This is a genomic window from Streptococcus sp. 29896, from assembly GCF_032594915.1.
GTDB lineage: Bacteria > Bacillota > Bacilli > Lactobacillales > Streptococcaceae > Streptococcus > Streptococcus suivaginalis.
Genome location: NZ_CP118733.1, coordinates 782,048 through 799,599, shown reverse-complemented (window position 1 = coordinate 799,599; position 17,552 = coordinate 782,048). Strand labels below are relative to the sequence as shown.

At 42.8% G+C, this 17,552-nt stretch carries 6 protein-coding genes; 1 reads left to right on the top strand and 5 read right to left on the bottom strand.

The features are described 5' to 3' along the window. Nucleotides 1-17: 17 nt before the first annotated feature. Both PXH68_RS03730 and pcrA read right to left on the bottom strand, forming a co-directional pair. The gene (locus PXH68_RS03730) at nucleotides 18-8,183 is read right to left on the bottom strand and encodes a MucBP domain-containing protein (protein ID WP_248028521.1); all 8,166 of its coding nucleotides are present in this window, start codon (nucleotides 8,181-8,183) and stop codon (nucleotides 18-20) included. Nucleotides 8,184-8,652: 469 nt separating this feature from the next. Further along, the gene (pcrA, locus tag PXH68_RS03725; protein WP_248028520.1) at nucleotides 8,653-10,923 is read right to left on the bottom strand and encodes a DNA helicase PcrA; all 2,271 of its coding nucleotides are present in this window, start codon (nucleotides 10,921-10,923) and stop codon (nucleotides 8,653-8,655) included. 332 nt (nucleotides 10,924-11,255) lie between these two features. Here pcrA and PXH68_RS03720 point away from each other — a divergent pair, with 332 nt between their 5' ends. Beyond that, on the top strand, nucleotides 11,256-12,458 hold the full coding sequence (locus tag PXH68_RS03720; RefSeq protein WP_316716070.1) for an IS110 family RNA-guided transposase: 1,203 nt from the start codon (nucleotides 11,256-11,258) through the stop codon (nucleotides 12,456-12,458). Nucleotides 12,459-12,676: 218 nt separating this feature from the next. Here PXH68_RS03720 and nox read toward each other — a convergent pair whose 3' ends face one another. From nox to PXH68_RS03705, 3 genes are all read right to left on the bottom strand, one after another. Further along, nucleotides 12,677-14,044, bottom strand: a complete 1,368-nt coding sequence (gene nox / locus PXH68_RS03715) for a H2O-forming NADH oxidase (RefSeq protein ID WP_248027308.1) — start codon at nucleotides 14,042-14,044, stop codon at nucleotides 12,677-12,679. Between the two features lie 171 nt (nucleotides 14,045-14,215). Beyond that, on the bottom strand, nucleotides 14,216-16,909 hold the full coding sequence (locus tag PXH68_RS03710; protein WP_398582970.1) for a glycoside hydrolase family 3 protein: 2,694 nt from the start codon (nucleotides 16,907-16,909) through the stop codon (nucleotides 14,216-14,218). Nucleotides 16,910-16,965: 56 nt separating this feature from the next. Next, complete coding sequence (locus PXH68_RS03705) at nucleotides 16,966-17,400, bottom strand: hypothetical protein (protein ID WP_248027310.1); 435 nt, start codon at nucleotides 17,398-17,400, stop codon at nucleotides 16,966-16,968. Between the last annotated feature and the right edge of the window lie 152 nt (nucleotides 17,401-17,552).

Genomic DNA, 17,552 nt, shown 5'->3' with positions numbered 1-17,552 from the left:
TTTTCTTTGATAGAAGATTAATCTTCCTTACGGCGACGTTTGCCAGCAAGAACTAATGCTCCTGCAAGAAGTCCCAATCCAAGTGTTGAAGCAGCTGTTGTGCTTGTTTCACCAGTGCTTGGCAATTGTGCTGTTTGACGTGATGAACCTGGTACACCTGGAGCAGGTTTTGGAGTTCCTGGGTTTGGTGTGCCTGGCTCAGGAGTTCCTGGTTGTGGTGTTACAGGATTTGTAGGATTCGTAGGAATCTTACGGTAAACATGAATCGTATCTCCATTTGGAAGAGTGATTGTTTTACCTGTGTACTCATAACCTGGGATTGACTTATTCGGTGTTGTACCCTCTTCTTGCGGTGCAATTGGGTTACCATTTTCGTCAACGTGGTTTGTTACAACCTTACGGTAAACATGGGTTGTATTACCGTTTTCATCGGTTGTTGTGATACCAGTATAAACATAACCTGGAATTGACTTATTCGGTGTTGTTCCATCCTCTTGCGGTGCAATTGGATTGCCTTGTTCGTCAACGTGGTTTGTTACAACTTTCTTAGCAGGTGTTTCAACCTTGCGGTAGATGTGAGTTGTGTTACCATCTGGATCTGTTACAGTCTTACCTGTGAACTCATATCCTGGGATTGACTTGTTAGGTGTTGTACCCTCTTCTTGCGGTGCAATTGGGTTACCATTTTCGTCAACGTGGTTTGTTACAACTTTCTTAGCAGGAGTTTCTACTTTACGGTAAACGTAAGTTACTTCAGTAGTCTTACCACCTACAACAGTACCAGTTTCTGAACCATCAACACGAACAAGCTCATAAGTTGTACCATCCTCTGTAGTGATAGTATTTGGCTTGTTATCAGTTGTGTCGTAAGACTTACCTGCTGGAGCGTTTGTTTCGTCTTGAACAGGTGTCTTAATCACTGTACCGTCTTCAGTCACATAGTTAACAACAACGTTACCATTTTGAACATAAGGAATTGGTGTATCTTTACCAGTTTCATCTGGAGTTGGTGGTACATAACCCTTGCTTGGATCTGTTGGATCAACCGGTTTCAATGGTGTATTGTCCTTAGGATCAACTGGTGTGTAACCTGGAACATGTGGGATTGATGGAACTTCACCATTTGTACCTGGTGTTGTTGGATCAATTGGCTTGTCAGGATTTGTTGGGTCAAACGGATAAGGGATAACTGGGTTAACTGGTGTTGGATTTTCCGGTGTTGACGGAATTTCTGGAATCCAGTTCGCAACCTTCTTATACACATAAGTGATTTCTGTTGTCTTACCGCCTTCAACAGAACCTGTTTCAGAGCCAACTGTCTTAGATGGGATCAATACATAACGTGAACCGTCTTCTGTAACAATCTCTGTTGGTTTGTTGTCGGTTGTATCATAAGACTTACCAGCTGGTGCATCTGTTTCATCATTTACAGGTGACTTGATGACTGTGCCATCTTCTGTTACATAGTTCACCACAACGTTACCGTTTTGTACGTAAGGGATTGGTGTGTCGATACCTGACTCGTCTGGAGTTGGTGGCACATAACCCTTACCTGGATCATTTGGATCTACCGGTTTCAATGGTGTATTGTCCTTAGGATCAACTGGTGTGAAGCCTGGAACATGTGGGATTGATGGAACTTCACCGTCTGGGTAAGGTGTTGTTGGATCGATTGGCTTATCTGGGTTGGTTGGATCGAATGGATAAGGAATTACTGGGTTAACTGGAGTTGGATTCTCTGGTGTTGCAGGAATTTGTGGGATCCAGTTAGCAACTTTCTGGTACTTGTAAGTAATGACAGTAGTACCTTCAGCAACTTCACCTGTTTCAGTAACGACATTACCATTTGGATCTACAGCAGTTGTCTTAGATGGAACCAATACATAACGTACACCGTCTTTAACGATTTCAGTTGGCTTATCACCTTCGTCAGTCGTATCGTACTTAGTACCTGTTGCAACAGCGTTCTCATCAAGAACTGGGTCTTTCAGAACGTTTGATTCGTTACCAGCTTCAACATAACGGATAACAACAGAACCTGTCTTCACATCTGGAGTTGGAGTAACAACCTTACGGTAAACGTAAGTAACAACTGTTTCACCTTCTACAACTGTACCAGTTTCAGAACCTTTTGTAAGGACTGGAACAAGCTCATAAGTTGTACCGTCTTCGGTTGTGATCGTTGTTGGTTTGTTATCAGTTGTATCGTAAGCTGTACCTGTTGATGTAGATGGAGTATCTGTAACAGGAGCTTTGATAACATTACCTTCAGTATCGATGTAGTTAACAACAACTGAGCCTTTCACTTCTTCGTAAACGTAAGTGACTTGCTTGTCTTCACCAGAAGTTACTGTACCGTTCTCGTCGCCTGTAGTTGCGCTTGGAACAAGTTTGTAGGTCTTACCATCTTCTGTTGTGATAGTCGTTGGTTTGTTGTCTTCTGTTGAGTATGTCTTACCTGGTTCAGCATTTTCTTCATCCTTAACTGGAGACTTGATTACTGTACCATCAGTTGTCACATAGTTAACGGTTACTGAACCTGCTGGCTCGTAAACGTAAGTGATTTCAGTAGTGCCTTCTACAACCTTACCAGTTTCAGTAGCTGACTTAGCGTCTACTTCTTTGTAGTAGTAAACTGTGCCATCTTCAGTTGTAATCTTAGCTGGTTTGTTGTCAGTTGTGTCGTAAGCAGTACCTGTTGAAGTTGTCTTCGTATCAACTACTTGTGGAGCGATCACTTCACCTGCAGTGTTTACGTAGTTAACAACAACATCACCCTTCACTTCTTCGTAAACATAGGTTACTTCAGTTACGCCTGGAACAACATCGCCTGTTTCAGAACCTTTTGTAAGGGTTGGAACAAGTTTGTATGTCTTGCCGTCTGCAGTTGTGATTGTTTCTGGCTTAACATCTGTTGTGTCGTATGGAGTACCTGTTGAAGTTTCTGGTGTATCTGTAACAGGTGCTTGGATAACTGTACCGTCTGTTGTTACATAGTTAACAACAACAGAACCTTTCACTTCTTCGTAAACATAAGTGACTTGCTTGTCTTCACCAGAAGTTACTGTACCGTTCTCTTCGCCTGTAGTTGCGCTTGGAACAAGTTTGTATGTCTTGCCATCTTCTGTTGTGATAGTAGTTGGTTTGTTGTCTTCTGTTGAGTATGTCTTACCTGGTTCAGCGTTTTCTTCATCCTTAACTGGTGACTTGATAACTGTACCGTCTGTTGTTACGTAGTTAACTGTTACTGAACCTGCTGGCTCGTAAACATATTTAACTGTTGTAGTACCTTCAACGACATCACCTGTTTCAGCTGCTGAGTCAGCTTTCACTTCTTTGTAGTAGTAAACTGTACCGTCTGCTGCAGTGATTGTTTCTGGTTTGTTGTCAAGAGTTGAGTAAGCTGTACCTGTTGATGAAGCTGGTGTATCTTCAACATCAGTAGCGATCTTCTCGCCTGCAGTGTTGTAGTACTCAACAACAACGTTACCTTTCACTTCTTCGTAGATGTAAGTTACTTCTGTTGTCTTACCTGCTTCAACATTACCAGTTTCGTTACCGATTGTTGCAGTTGGAACAAGCTTGTAAGTCTTACCATCTTCTGTTGTAATGGTTTCTGGCTTGTTATCTGTTGTGTTGTACTCAGTTCCTGGTTGAGCGTTTGTTTCATCATTTACAGGTGCCTTAATCACTGTACCGTCTGCGAGTGTGTAGTTAACTACAACGTTACCTGCTTGCTCGTAAACGTAAGTGATAGCTGTTGTACCTTCTACAACCTTACCAGTTTCAGTAGCTGACTTAGCGTCTACTTCTTTGTAGTAGTAAACTGTGCCATCTTCAGTTGTAATCTTAGCTGGTTTGTTGTCAGTTGTGTCGTAAGCAGTACCTGTTGAAGTTGTCTTCGTATCAACTACTTGTGGAGCGATCACTTCACCTGCAGTGTTTACATAGTTAACAACAACGTCACCTTTTACTTCTTCGTAAACATAAGTTACTTCAGTTACGCCTGGAACAACATCGCCTGTTTCAGAACCTTTTGTAAGGGCTGGAACAAGTTTGTATGTCTTGCCATCTGCTGTAGTGATAGTTTCTGGCTTAACATCTGTTGTGTCGTATGGAGTACCTGTTGAAGTTTCTGGTGTGTCTGTAACAGGTGCTTGGAGAACAGTTCCGTCAGTCGTTACGTAGTTAACAACAACTGAACCTTTCACTTCTTTGTAGACGTAAGTTACTTCTGTTGTCTTACCTGCTTCAACGTTACCAGTTTCGTTACCGATTGTTGCAGTTGGGATCAATTCGTAAGTCTTACCATCTTCAGTAGTGATAGTCGTTGGTTTGTTATCTGTTGTGTTGTATTCAGTACCTGGTTTAGCGTTTGTTTCGTCTTTTACAGGTGACTTGATAACTGTACCGTCTTCAGTGATGTAGTTAACCACAACGTTACCAGCTTTTTCATAGACATACTGAACAGTTGTTGTTGTTTCTGCTACTTTACCAGTTGTTGGTGCAGAAGTGTCTTTCACTTCTTTGTAGTAGTAAACAGTGCCATCTTCAGCAGTAATCGTCTCTGGACGGTTATCTTCGTCTGTGTTGTAGACTGTACCAACTGATGCGTCATTTGTATCTGTCACAGTCTTCGCAATGACATTACCTTCTGTATCGTAGTACTCAACAACAACGTCAGATTTCACTTCTTGGTAAACATAAGTGACTTCTTTAGTTACGCCTGCTTCAACAGTACCTGTTGGAGTTGCGCCTGATGCCAAGTTGCTGTCTGCTGCTACTGTACCGACTGGGTAGTCACCTGCTGGAACAAGTGCGTAGACTTTACCGTCTGCTGTTGTGATAGTAGCTGGTTTTTCAGTACCTTCAGCTGTGTTGTAGTCTGAACCTGGTTTGCCGTCTGTAGTATCAGCAACTGGTGCTTTCAATTCAGTACCATTTACATCTACATACTTGATAACAACATCGCCAGCTTTTTCGTAAACGTAGGTTACTTCTGTAGTACCTTCTACGACTGTGCCAGTTTCTTTGGCTGCATCTTCAGGTTTGATTTCTTTATAGTAGTAAACATCACCAGTAGCATCTTCAACGATTTTCTCTGGCACACGATCAGCAGTAGAGTAATCTGTACCTACAAGAGCATCGTTTGTATCTACAACAGGAGTTGCGATGACTTTGCCGTCTGTGTTTACATAGTTAACGACAACATCTCCGTACTTAGGATTTGGAGTGTAGTAAACAACTTCATTGATGTCCGCATCTGTCGCAGCTACTGTCTTAGGAATAACTGTTTCAGACATTGGCGCATCTACACCCTCAAGGGTCGTACGAGTTGCTGTGTAGTCAGTGATAGCTGGAATTTGGTTTCCGCTAAGTGTGTCCGTTGTATCTGCTGCCCAGTCACCGTAAGTCACTTCACCAGTTACAAGGTTTACTTGAGCTGGACGAGTGAAGGTTACTGTTTCAGTCTTAACAAGTGGTGTACCTTCTGTAGAGTCTTTTGGCAAAATGTTGCCGGATGCATCTACACGAACTGGTGTACCATCTTCATACTTGTATTCAACTGTACGAGTTACTTCTTGAGTTGTTTCCAAGTTTTCAACAGTTGCTGGCCATACTGGTGAGTTTGGATCTGTTGGATCGACTGGGTCACCTGGTACAACAGTCTTAGGTACATCAACGACACGTGGCTTGATCACAACAAGGAATTCTTGCTTAACAGTTGTATCGTAGTCGTAGTCTTGACCTGCGTCTGTTGTGAAGTTGTCAGATACCAACTCATATCCCAATTTCTTATACTTGTTAATGGTATCTTCTGTTGAGTAGTTGATATCTGTACCCGGATTACCTGTCAAGGTGTCAGACTCTTCAAGGTAAGTCGTTTCGCCTTCAACTTGGTAGCGGATGATGGCTTCCTGAAGAACTGGACGATACCAGTGAGTCGTTTCAGTTACAATAGTAGGCTTGTTTTCCAAGCTAACAGAGATGAATGTACCCTTATAAGTTGTTATACGTTGAGTAGTACCGTCAGCCTGATCATTTGTTTCTGTACCATCTCCCTTAACGTTGTACTCCAAACGAACAGTTTTGGTTTGACCGACTGCTGCAACCCCAATACGAACAAAGGAGAGTTCACCAGCTGCTGCATCCTCTTTGAAGGTAACTTGGAAGTACTGAGTTAAACTAGTCAAGTTGTTAAGGTCCAACTGATCAGCGCTTGTCAATCGAGTCCCCTTGGCAGGAACTGGACCCTTATCTGTACCAACAGCTGCTTCTGTAGAAGCATCTACAAAGTAGATAGGGTACTTATCAAACAAGTCAGATGCTAACATATGGGTCGTATTGGTTTCTGTATACCCCATTGTCTGTGTTGATAGTACTTTAATGAAATTTTCTTCAGTGGTTGTTTGGAAATCAGGAGTAGCAGTAGAGTTAGGATCTGCAAAATAAAGATCTAATTTGATAGAACCATCATCGCCTACCGGTGTCGCTACGGTTTTATGGTAGGTTCCGTTAACATGTGCACGAGTACGCTCAACATATGGTGCTCCTGCAACTTGGTTTACAGTAATACTTTCTGTCGTAGTATTGACATACTCGTAACCACCGAATTCACGAGTTCCAGATGGTGTTACCGTGTTACCTGGTACACCTACGATAGTGTAAGTAGCAAGTGTTTCATTTGTAGAATCAGCCGTTGTCTTATAGTAAGTAGTGTATTCCCATGGCTGAGAAATTAAAGTATTTGGCATTTGAGACGGCGATGAAACAGTTGCAACCGTATTGTCATCAAATTGAATAAAGATTTGACCAACAACAGTATCAGACGCTACGTCTGTACGAATAGTCGCAGTCATCGGCTTATTAACACCAGATGTAGCTTGGAAGTAGGTAAAGTCTGTTGCTACGTTTGGTGTCATGTAATGACTCTCAAGAAGAGTGCCATCCTTAGCAACCAATTCCAAGAGGATCGGATCAGCAACGTTTGTTGACTTGATAGAAGCACGGAAGTAAGCACCACCAGTTGACGTTCCACCAGTAGGCTTATAACGTTGGTAGCCCATAATTACATCATAGTAACTTACCGGAAGGTAATTGAGAGTATAATAACCTGCTACTTCAGTTGGTGCATATTTTGTGTCAACACGTGATTCTACAGACGCACCGTTTGCATCAGTCATTGGTGCTGTTGCTGTTGTACCAGAGTTGATAAGCGTACCCACACCGTCACCAATGTTGTTCAAGCCTGCTGTCGTTCCCGCCAATTCAAACAAGGCTACTGAAACTTCACCGTCTGGAGAGAATTTACGGAACTCCACTGCCAAGGCTTCAACGTTTGTACGAACCGCATTGATTTGAGCGTTTACTTGCTCAAGAGTTGCAAGTGAGTCAGTCAAGACTGCATTTGCTTCTGTCACTGCTAATTGTGTTGCATCAGCAGCCGTTTTCAAAGCTTCGTTACCAGCTTGAGTTGTTGCGTACAAGCGTGATGCTTCGTTTGACAAAACTTGTGCTTCTGAGATAACTTGCTCAAGAACTACTTTTGCTTCTTCAACTGTTGTTGGAACAGCTGGTGTTACTGTAGCAACTTCAGTTGTTGCTGGAGTTTCTGTAGTTGTTTCAGTAGCTGCTACTGCCTCAGTAGGAGCAACTTCTGTTGTTTCTGTTGCTACAGGAGCAACTGTCACAGTAATGATGTTTTCTCCGTTTTCAGTTACTGTTTGTGTAACTGTAGCTGCTTGATCCGCTGCCAATTCATAGCCAGCAGGAACTGCAGCATTTACTGTAACGTCAGTTGATGCAAGCGCATCAGTTGTTGTAACAGATGCTGAAGCAACTGTAGCATTTACCAAGCTACCGTCTGCCAAAACATACTGAACAATATAAGATACTTCAACAGTACGTTCAGCTGCTGTGCTAGTTGAAGTTTCAGTTGCTGTTACTGCTTCTGTTGAAGCCGCAACACCTGTAGATGATGCTACTACCTCTGTACTAGTCGAACTTTGTACTGTAGTAGCTGCTGATGAATCGGCTGTTACTTCCTCAGCTTTTACTGCTTGTGCTCCGGTTGCCAAAGACAAACCAAGCAAAACACTCGCTGCGCCAAAATGATATTTGCGGATTGAGAAATGTTGTCTCATTCCATACCAATCGAATTTTTTCTTATTGGTTTTGCGCATATGTCCCCCCAAAAATATAAATGCTCAAACTTCTTCATTTGCCATATAATTTACTTTTTAGACAAGATTCAAAATTTGTCACCTACATTTTAACCCTTAAAAAGGAAAATTACAAATGTTTTTACTCAAAAACCAGGAAAATTTTACAAAAAATTTAGATTATCACCCAAATTTTGCATCTAATTTTCGCGAAAATATATTAACATCATGTATTTTAATAGCAAAAAAGTGTATTACTATCATTTTACAATCTTATTCCTATCGAATTTCACCACTTTTTTTGCATATTATCACAAATACTATATAGAATATTAACTTGATACATGAAATATTTTCATATGTGTAATTTCTCTGTTTTTTTTACAAGAGTCGATTTGTAAAAGTTAACATTTTTTTCTGTTTATTTCTCTTCATCTCGGGTTTATAGAAAGACAAAAAAAGAGGAAATACTTTATCCTCTTTTTTGAATCTATTCCTTCTCAATCGGTGCCAAACTAGCCAAGACTTTTTTGAGACCCATTTCTGGGAAGTTGATTTTGAGTTCTTGATTGGTTCCTGTGCCTGATACTTCTAGAACTGTTCCTCTGCCCCACTTTTTATGTAGAGCAATATCGCCAACTGACCAATCGGTGGTTTTGCCAGTGCTAGTATTTCCAAATGGGAGGTTGCCTCCCAATCCTCGGCTGGGTTGAACAGAGGATTTACGACTTTGGAGGGCCTGCTGCAAGCTCATACCTTGGCCAAACTGAGTCGCTCTGCCATTGACATAGGAAGCCTTAAAGCTGGTATTGGCAGGGCGGGCAAGACCTTGGTAGTCGAGGAGGTCGCTGGAAATCTCCCGAATGAAACGGCTAGGTTGGTTGTAGTTGGTCCGACCAAAGAGCAGGCGGGAGTTGGCATTGGTCAAATAGAGGATCTGCTCAGCACGGGTGATTCCCACGTAGGCCAGACGGCGTTCCTCCTCCAACTCCGCTTCTTCCTCGGAAGCACGGCTGAGCGGGAAGACATTTTCCTCCATGCCAATCAGGAAGACAACTGGGAACTCCAACCCCTTAGCAGCGTGGAGTGTCATGAGGGTGACCTCAGATGCCTCGCGGCTGTCATCGTCCGTATCGGCAATCAAGGCCAGGTCATTGAGGAAGCGGCTGAGGGTTTCAAGTCCTGTTTCCTCCTCCTCGCTCCCCTTTTCATCGAAGTTTTTGGTCACAGACAGGAATTCCTGAATGTTCTCTATGCGAGCATTGGCCTCAATGGTGCCTTGGATAGCAAGGGCGTTGAGGTAGCCAGACTGGTTGAGAACTTCTTCGACCAACTCTGTCACAGTCAAGCTATCTAGGCGATCTCGCAGGTTGTAAATCAAAGTTGAAAAATCCCAAACTGCCTGAGCAGCCTTGCCCTTGATGCCAGATAGCATGATGTGCTGGCTGGCTTCGAGCAGGGACATGTCTTGCTTGGTCGCAAAGTCACGGATTTTATCAACCGTGCCAGGCCCCACTCCACGTTTAGGTTCGTTGACCACACGCTCAAAGGAGATATTATCTGACGGGTTGGCAATGAGATTGAGGTAGGAAATGACGTCGCGGATTTCCTTACGGCTGTAGAACTTGGTGCCGCCGACCATGGTGTAAGGAATGTTAGACTTGAGCAGGGCTTCCTCGATAGTACGGGACTGGGCATTGGTCCGATAGAGAACGGCGAAGTCCTTGTAGGTCTTGCCTGACCGAACCAGCTGGTCAATCTGACCGGCTACATAAATAGCCTCGTCATTTTCATCGCTGGCCTTGTAGTAGGTAATCTTGTCACCCTCCGCATTTTGCGTCCAGAGTTTCTTAGGACGGCGGTTGCGGTTGTTTTCGATGACCTCATTAGCCGCCTGCAAGACAGTCTTGGTGGAGCGATAATTCTCCTCCAAAAGCACGACCTTGCTCTCTGGATAATCCTTTTCAAAGTCCAGGATATTCTGCATATCCGCTCCACGCCATCCGTAGATAGACTGGTCCGCATCTCCGACCACGCAGATATTCTTGAAACGCGATGCCAGGAGCTTGACCAATTGGTACTGAGCATGGTTGGTATCCTGATACTCATCGACATGGATGTACTGGTACTTCTGCTGGTAATAGGTCAGGACCTCTGGATTTTGATCAAAAAGTCGGAGCGTCAACATGATCAAGTCATCAAAGTCAACGGCCTCTGACTGCCGCAGTTCCTTTTGGTAAGCCTTGTAGCATTTTGCGACAATCTGCGTGTAGAGGTCGCCCGCTTGGGCTTCGTAAGCTACATCGTCAATCAAGTCGTTCTTGGCATTGGAAATAGTAGCTAAAATGGTCCGTTCGCTCCATTTTTTAGGGTCCAGATCCAGCTGCTTGAGGATACGTTTCATCAGTGTCCGTTGCTCACCTGGGTCCACAATGGTGAAGTTGCGGTTGTAACCGATATGGTCGGCATCCCGACGCAAAATTCGTACACACATGGAGTGGAAGGTCGCAATCAAGCTATCCTGAGTTGCAGGATTGAGGGCATAGGCCCGCTCCTTCATCTCCCGTGCCGCCTTGTTGGTAAAGGTAATGGCCAAGATATTCCAAGGATTGACCATTTTCTCATCAATCAAGTAAGCGATGCGATGGGTCAGGACTCGCGTCTTACCCGAACCAGCTCCTGCCATAATCAATAGCGGACCTTCCGTCGTCTGTACCGCTTCTGCCTGTCTGTCATTCATTCCGTTTAATAAAGGGTTCATGTTCTCATACTCTCTCTAAAAAATCATTCTCTCCATTATACCAAAAAATCTCTCAATAGGCAGTGGACAATGTGATAGACGACAACTAAAACATACTAAGATTAGTAGTGAGGAAATCTCCGACGGGAGAGAGTACTCACTACTTTTTCTTTATGATAAAGTAGAGGTGTCTTGTTAAGTCGTAGGGCTTTTTGACGCTAGACGTCGCAACAAAAACTGGCAAGACACCTGTTTTAGAAAGAATGTTATCAAAGTATGTGGGACGCCAGACGTCGAGTATTGAAAATGACATCACTAAAACAAGGAATCATTCAAGACAAAGAGGTAATATCATGCGTGCAGTTTTTGGGATTGATGTGAGTAAGGTAAGTTCAGAAGTGGCCATTCTAGTCAATGGTGAGAAAGTTCATGGCTATACCATATCCAATGACGCCTTAGGCTTTGCTTGGCTACTTGGCGATTTGAGAACCGTCCATAAGCCAGAAATCATCTTTGAAGCAACAGGTGTCTACTCTCGCCGTCTCCAAACTTTTCTAGAAGATAATGGCTATGCTTATACACGGCTTAATCCCTTAGAAGCTAAGAAGCAACTGGATAGCTTGCGTGTGCGGAAAACAGATCAAATTGACGCCGAAAAACTGGCTCAATCTCAATTTGTGCTGAATCGTAAACCCACTTATGTCCAAGAAGAAGTCTACCAAAACTTGCGGGATCTTAGCCGTTTCTATCAGAATCTGACCGAGGACATTGTTCGAGCTAAAAACCGTCTGCACAAGGTCTTACAAGTCACTTTTCCTGAATTGGAAAATATCTTATCAACACCATCTGGCGAACAATACTGGAACCTGGTCATAGCTTTTCCTTGCAAGGACTTCGTGCTTCATTTAAGCAAGGACGAACTCTCAGAGAGCATTCGTCAGTCCACCTCAAAACGGATTTCTGACAAGCGTGTGGCGTACTTAGCTGAGAAGCTGATAGCACTAGCTAATCAATCTTATTGTGCCGTCAAGAAAACCTCTCCAATGCTGGAAGAGGTGCGTTACTATGGAAAAGAATTGCTTCGGCTTTCTGAACAGAGACAAACTGTCCTAGACCAAATGGTGGAACTAGCTCAGCCATTACCTGAATATGACATTCTGCTCTCTATTCCTGGAATAGCTGAGACTACTGCAACAAGTATTATTGGTGAACTGGGAGATATTCGCCGTTTTCAGTCTGCCAATCAAATCAATGCCTTTATCGGTATTGACCTGAGACACTATGAATCTGGTAACTTCCTCGCTAAGGAACACATTACCAAGCGTGGCAATCCCTACGCTAGAAAGATTCTGTTCAAATGCATTCACAATATCGCTTCAGCCAGTCACACCAATCCTTGCCATATCGCCGACTTTTATGAGAAACGAAAAAGACAATCGCAAACGACTTCTACAAAGCCACACACGATTGCCTCCATACATCGTCTCATTCGGACAATGTATTACCTCATAACGCATAACAAACTTTACGATTACACTTTAACCCAAAATCAGTAAGATTGTTTATGCAATATTATTGTAACACCTTATCAAAAATTTTCAACATAAGGTGTTAATTTCGTGTACTCTTTTTTACACGAAACTTTAGTCCAAAAGAAAACAATTTCCTTATTTTGACTATTGAACTCAAAATATTTTTCATCAAATACCTTGATAGGCTTGACAAATGGTAGAAAAAAGCCCAGAGTCATCTCTGAGCTTTTGTATTCAATTAATTATTCAGCACCCAAGGCAGCTACTGTGATGTAGTTGTATGGTTTGTTGAAGTGTGGCAAGAAGAACAAGTCTGTCAAGGCCAATTTTTCAATTGTTACGCCTTCTTGGATTGCCAATGAGAAGAGGTGGATACCCAATGAGATATCTTCACGAGCAGCCATTTGCGCACCAAGGATACGACGTGAATCTTTATCGTAAACGATCTTGATAGTTACTGGGAAGTTACCGTGCTCCATGAATTCTGGTTTTTGGTTGTCTGTTACTTCAGTAACAGCAGCGTTCAAACCAAGACGAGTAGCTTTTTCAAGTGTCAAACCTGTTGATACAAGGTTAAGACCATAGATAGAGATACCGTTAGAACCTTGTACACCGATACCTTCAAGGTCAGTACCACAGATGTTGTGAGCCGCTACAATACCAGTACGTACTGCGTTTGAAGCCAAAGCGATGTAGCTTGTGTCGCCAGTAGCATTGTCGTAGATAGTTGCACAGTCACCGATAGCGTATACACCTGGGATTGAAGTTTCTTGGCGTTTGTTTACAAGGAAGGCACCGTTACGGAAGCGCTCGATTCCTTCACCTGCAAATGCAGTGTTTGGACGGAAACCAACAGCCAAGATAACCATGTCAACATCGTATTCGTTCTTGTCAGTGATGATTTTCTCAACTTTGCCATCACCAGCAACTTCTTGAACAGTTTCACCAAAGGCAAGTTTGATACCGTTGTCTTCCATGTTTTTAGCCATAAGGTCTGACAAGTCGCGGTCATAGTAACCAGCCAAACATGTGTCTACAACGTCGATAAGGATAACTTCTTTGCCTTTACGTTGGAATGCTTCTGCAAGCTCAACACCGATGTAACCAGCACCAACTACTGCTACGCGGTTGATGTCTTTGTTTTTCAATTTTTCAATAACATCTGCTGAGTTTTGGTACAATTTAACGAATTGCAAGTTTTCAAGAGTTGCTTCAAATTCAAGAGAACCTTCTTTGATTGCAGCACCTTTGATTGGTGGCAAGATTGGTTGTGAACCTGTCGCAAAGAGAAGTTTGTCGTAAGCTTCAACGTGCTCTTGACCGTTTACAAGTGCAGTAACTGTTTTTGATTCATAGTCGATAGCTGTAACAGGTGACTCCATGTAAACTTTTGCGCCCATGCTTTCCAATTGTTCTTTATCAGAGTAGAAAAGTCCTTCTGGACCAGCAATTTGCTCACCAATCCACAAAGCCATACCACAACCCAAGAATGAGATGTTTGAGTTTTGGTCAAATACAACGATTTCGTTTTCTTGACCATAATTTGTCAACATAGTTTTGATTGCGGCAGTACCTGCGTGGTTAGCACCGACAACAACGATTTTAGACATAAGTAAAATCTCACTTTCAAAATAAATATTTTTTTACATCATCCATTATACTGGATTTTGATACCGATTTCAAAATTTACGCTCAAATTTTCACAATTTTTTTCTTTGGGCTGATTTTCCTTTTTTCATAAAGTGAGTTAGCAGCCTGTTTATCAAGAGGTTAGCCTGATTTTACACCTCTCTTCTCCCCTTATAAGCCAAGGCCAACATGCCCAGTCCTAATCCAAGAATAAGACTAGCCTGGTCAGATACTTGACCTGTACTTGGTAACTGTTTCGAACTTGTTTCTTCTTTCTTATTGGCAAGTGGTTGGATGACTGGTTTTGTATCCAGCTTTTTCTTGTCAGCTCCGCCTTCAGTTGGATGCGTTGTCTCTTTGGTGTCATCTGTTGCTTTCACGACATAGACAGGGCGCAAATCATTGGCTGCTTCTTCAAGGCCGAAGACACGGCCAATGGCATCTTGAATGACAATATCTAGGATTGGCTGGGCTTCTCCAAGTTGTGTTCCTACTAAATAAAGCTGTAAATCCCCACTTGCATTGGCTGCACGGTTAAAGATTACATAATCTCCATCGATGGTGTAGGTTTCGTGCGGTTGAGCAGTGAAATGCTTGGTATTGATTTGGATCTTGATCGTATGCTCTGCTTTTTCCAAGCCCAAAAGACTATGGTAGTTAAGTAAGGCTGAAAAGGCGGTGTTTTGAGGAACTGACTCTGGTAAATTGACTTCAATCTGTTTTACAGGATCATTATAGAAAAGTCCGTAGTTTATGCCATAAGCAATCGCTGTGTCTGATAAGCTTCCGTTTTCAATCATCGGAATATCAACTGGTAAGCGGCCTATATGTTTGAGACCGTTGAAAATAACTTCGACACCTGCTGTGATATTGGGTCCAAATGCATTATCTGGGCGGAGGGATTCTGTTGGATCCATCCCCTTGTTGCCATAGACTGCCAGGATGGCCTTGGCAGCTGGATAGTTTGCCACATCGTATGGTTTAGAAATACTCAAGACTGCTGCTTTTTTATTGGTTTCGTTGGCATAAGCTACAACTTCTGTCGGGATTTTTGTTAGCCATACATCTGCCGCAAGCTGGGCTTCTCTACCAATTTCTGAGATGACAATAACATGGCTAGCAGCATCAATTTTTTCTTTGAGCTGGTCGATGGTGGATTGATTGTTGTAACGAACAGCTTCAAAAGTGACCGTTTCTGGGATGATACCATCCGCTTTGAGGCGACGCATTCCCAATTCTAGGCCTGGCAATTCATTGTTGTAAGCTCCAAGGAGTAAGACATGGTCTCCTTCAGTCACCTTAAATGGTAGAATGGTGTCGTCATTTTTCACAACGGTTACGGCACTTGCTGCAATCATTCGTTCCAGATCACGGTTGAGCTCTGAACCTACTTGTGCCAAAGCTGTTTCTAGGGATTTATCTTCTGTCTTGAAATTCAGGACCCCTCGTTTTTCCTTGAGAGTCAAAATCCGTTTTACAGATGCATCCAGGCGACTTTCATCTAACTGACCAGACTGGACCGCTACTTCGATTGCATCAATGATTCGGTCAATCTTTGCCAAATCCGCCTTGGAACGAAGAACAGTCGGCATGAGGACAATATCCACACCAGCTTGAATAGCCATCAAGGCAGCCTCTGTCTCACCAAAGTTTTTGGCAATAGCATCCATCCCCATAGCATCTGAAATAATTATACCTTCGTAGCCATATTGGTTTCGGACTAGGCCTGTTAAAATATCGTCTGACAAGGTTGCCGGAATATAAATTTCTTCTCCAGAATCTTTTGAAATCACCTTGTCTTTTTCAATCTGTGGGTATTGGATATGGGCTGTCATCAGCATATCGACACCATTTTCAACTGCCACTTTGAAAGGCAAGAGTTCCAGAGCATTCAACTGATCATAGGACTTATCAACCAAAGGAAGCCCAGTATGGGAATCCACCGCAGTATCCCCATGCCCTGGGAAATGCTTGGCTGCAACTGCTACATTATAGTCCTGAATACCTGACATCATAGCCACACCAAGTCGAGCAACTCTTTCAGGATCAGATGAGAAGGAACGGAGGCCGATAACAGGGTTATTGGGATTATTATTGGTATCCAAAACTGGGGCGAAATCAACGTTGATGCCCAAGGCTGATAGCTCCCGACCAATGATTTCACCTGCTTCTTTCGCAATCATGGTGCTATCCGTTGCACCGATTGCCATGTTGCCAGGAAGAGCGGTTCCTGAGCCTAAACGATAGACGATACCACCTTCTTGGTCAATCCCAATCAAGAGAGGAATTTTTCCATTATTGGCTTTATTACTGATAGCTGCATCTTGCAAGGCCTGGGTTAAATGGAAGGTCTGATCTGTTGCCTTAACATTTTCTGCAAAAAGGATAACACCTCCAAAGTCATACTGATCTATAGCTTCTGCAATCTCGTCATGCACAACTGTAACATCCGTTGCTGCAGCTTCACCTTCTGCCTGCCATTTTCGAAAGTCTGGCATCAACATATGAGTGATTTTTTGACGGACTGTCATATCTGCAATCAGTCCATCTACATCTTTTTCCTCAGTCGTGGCAATAAGAGGCTCTTCTTTGGGCTGTGTCAACTCCTCTGTTGGTGTTTCTGTAACTAGGATAGAAGAATGAGTCTCTTCGCTAGTTGCAGGGGTTGCTGTTTCCGGTGCTACATTACTGGATCCACCTGTCTCTGAAACCACAGGTTGACTTTCTAAGCTGCTTCCAGAACTTGGTTGACTGACAGAAAGATCTGTCTCAGCCTTTGCCTCCATAGCTGGAACAAGGGCTGCTGCCAGGGCTGCTGCCGCTAGATAGGTTTGGTACTTTTTCATCAACATGTCCTCCTTTTTAATGATATATTAACATAATTCTAGTTGGTTGTAAACGATTACATTTTTGTGTTTTTAACAGTCGGTATCAGGGTAAAATCACTTGTATCATTAACAAAACTGAATATGGGCATGCCTATACCTGTTTCATGAGTCAAGTTTTCAAATAAGGTTTTGATAAAAAATTCGATCCATTCTTTACTAGGCTCTTCGGCTGCTTCCTCCTGAGGACGAAACCAAATGCCTGAGGCAGGTTTCTTTTGTGTGTGACTATAGGCTATGCCCAATTCCATCTCATAAAAATCAAAGGAAGCCATATAACCTTTGACCTGGTCAGCTGGATCAAAGGAAAAATTCAACTCTTCTGGTATGGCTACTTCTTGAATCATCATTCGCCCTTTTATCGGCCCATTCTTACTTTCAAATTCTTGGAGAATGCCTTCTAATCGTAAATGCTGTTCAACTTGGTGAAATAGGTCTGCTTGGTATAACATTTGGACTCCTTGATGCTTTTTAATTTAGTATATCATTTTTATCTATGTTTTTGGAGCTATAAGAGATACTATTTTATGTTCTCCTTCTCAGGATCCTTCATCGAATTTCTTTCCCCCCTCCTTTCTAAATTGTGCTATACTAGTCCTAGTAG

What these genes read in the sequence shown, in the direction of transcription:
- pcrA (WP_248028520.1), bottom strand. Translation starts at nt 10,923, where the DNA reads ATGAACCCTTTATTAAACGGAATGAATGACAGACAGGCAGAAGCGGTA.
- nox (WP_248027308.1), bottom strand. Translation starts at nt 14,044, where the DNA reads ATGTCTAAAATCGTTGTTGTCGGTGCTAACCACGCAGGTACTGCCGCA.
- PXH68_RS03710 (WP_398582970.1), bottom strand. Translation starts at nt 16,909, where the DNA reads ATGAAAAAGTACCAAACCTATCTAGCGGCAGCAGCCCTGGCAGCAGCC.
- PXH68_RS03705 (WP_248027310.1), bottom strand. Translation starts at nt 17,400, where the DNA reads ATGTTATACCAAGCAGACCTATTTCACCAAGTTGAACAGCATTTACGA.
- PXH68_RS03730 (WP_248028521.1), bottom strand. Translation starts at nt 8,183, where the DNA reads ATGCGCAAAACCAATAAGAAAAAATTCGATTGGTATGGAATGAGACAA.
- PXH68_RS03720 (WP_316716070.1), top strand. Translation starts at nt 11,256, where the DNA reads ATGCGTGCAGTTTTTGGGATTGATGTGAGTAAGGTAAGTTCAGAAGTG.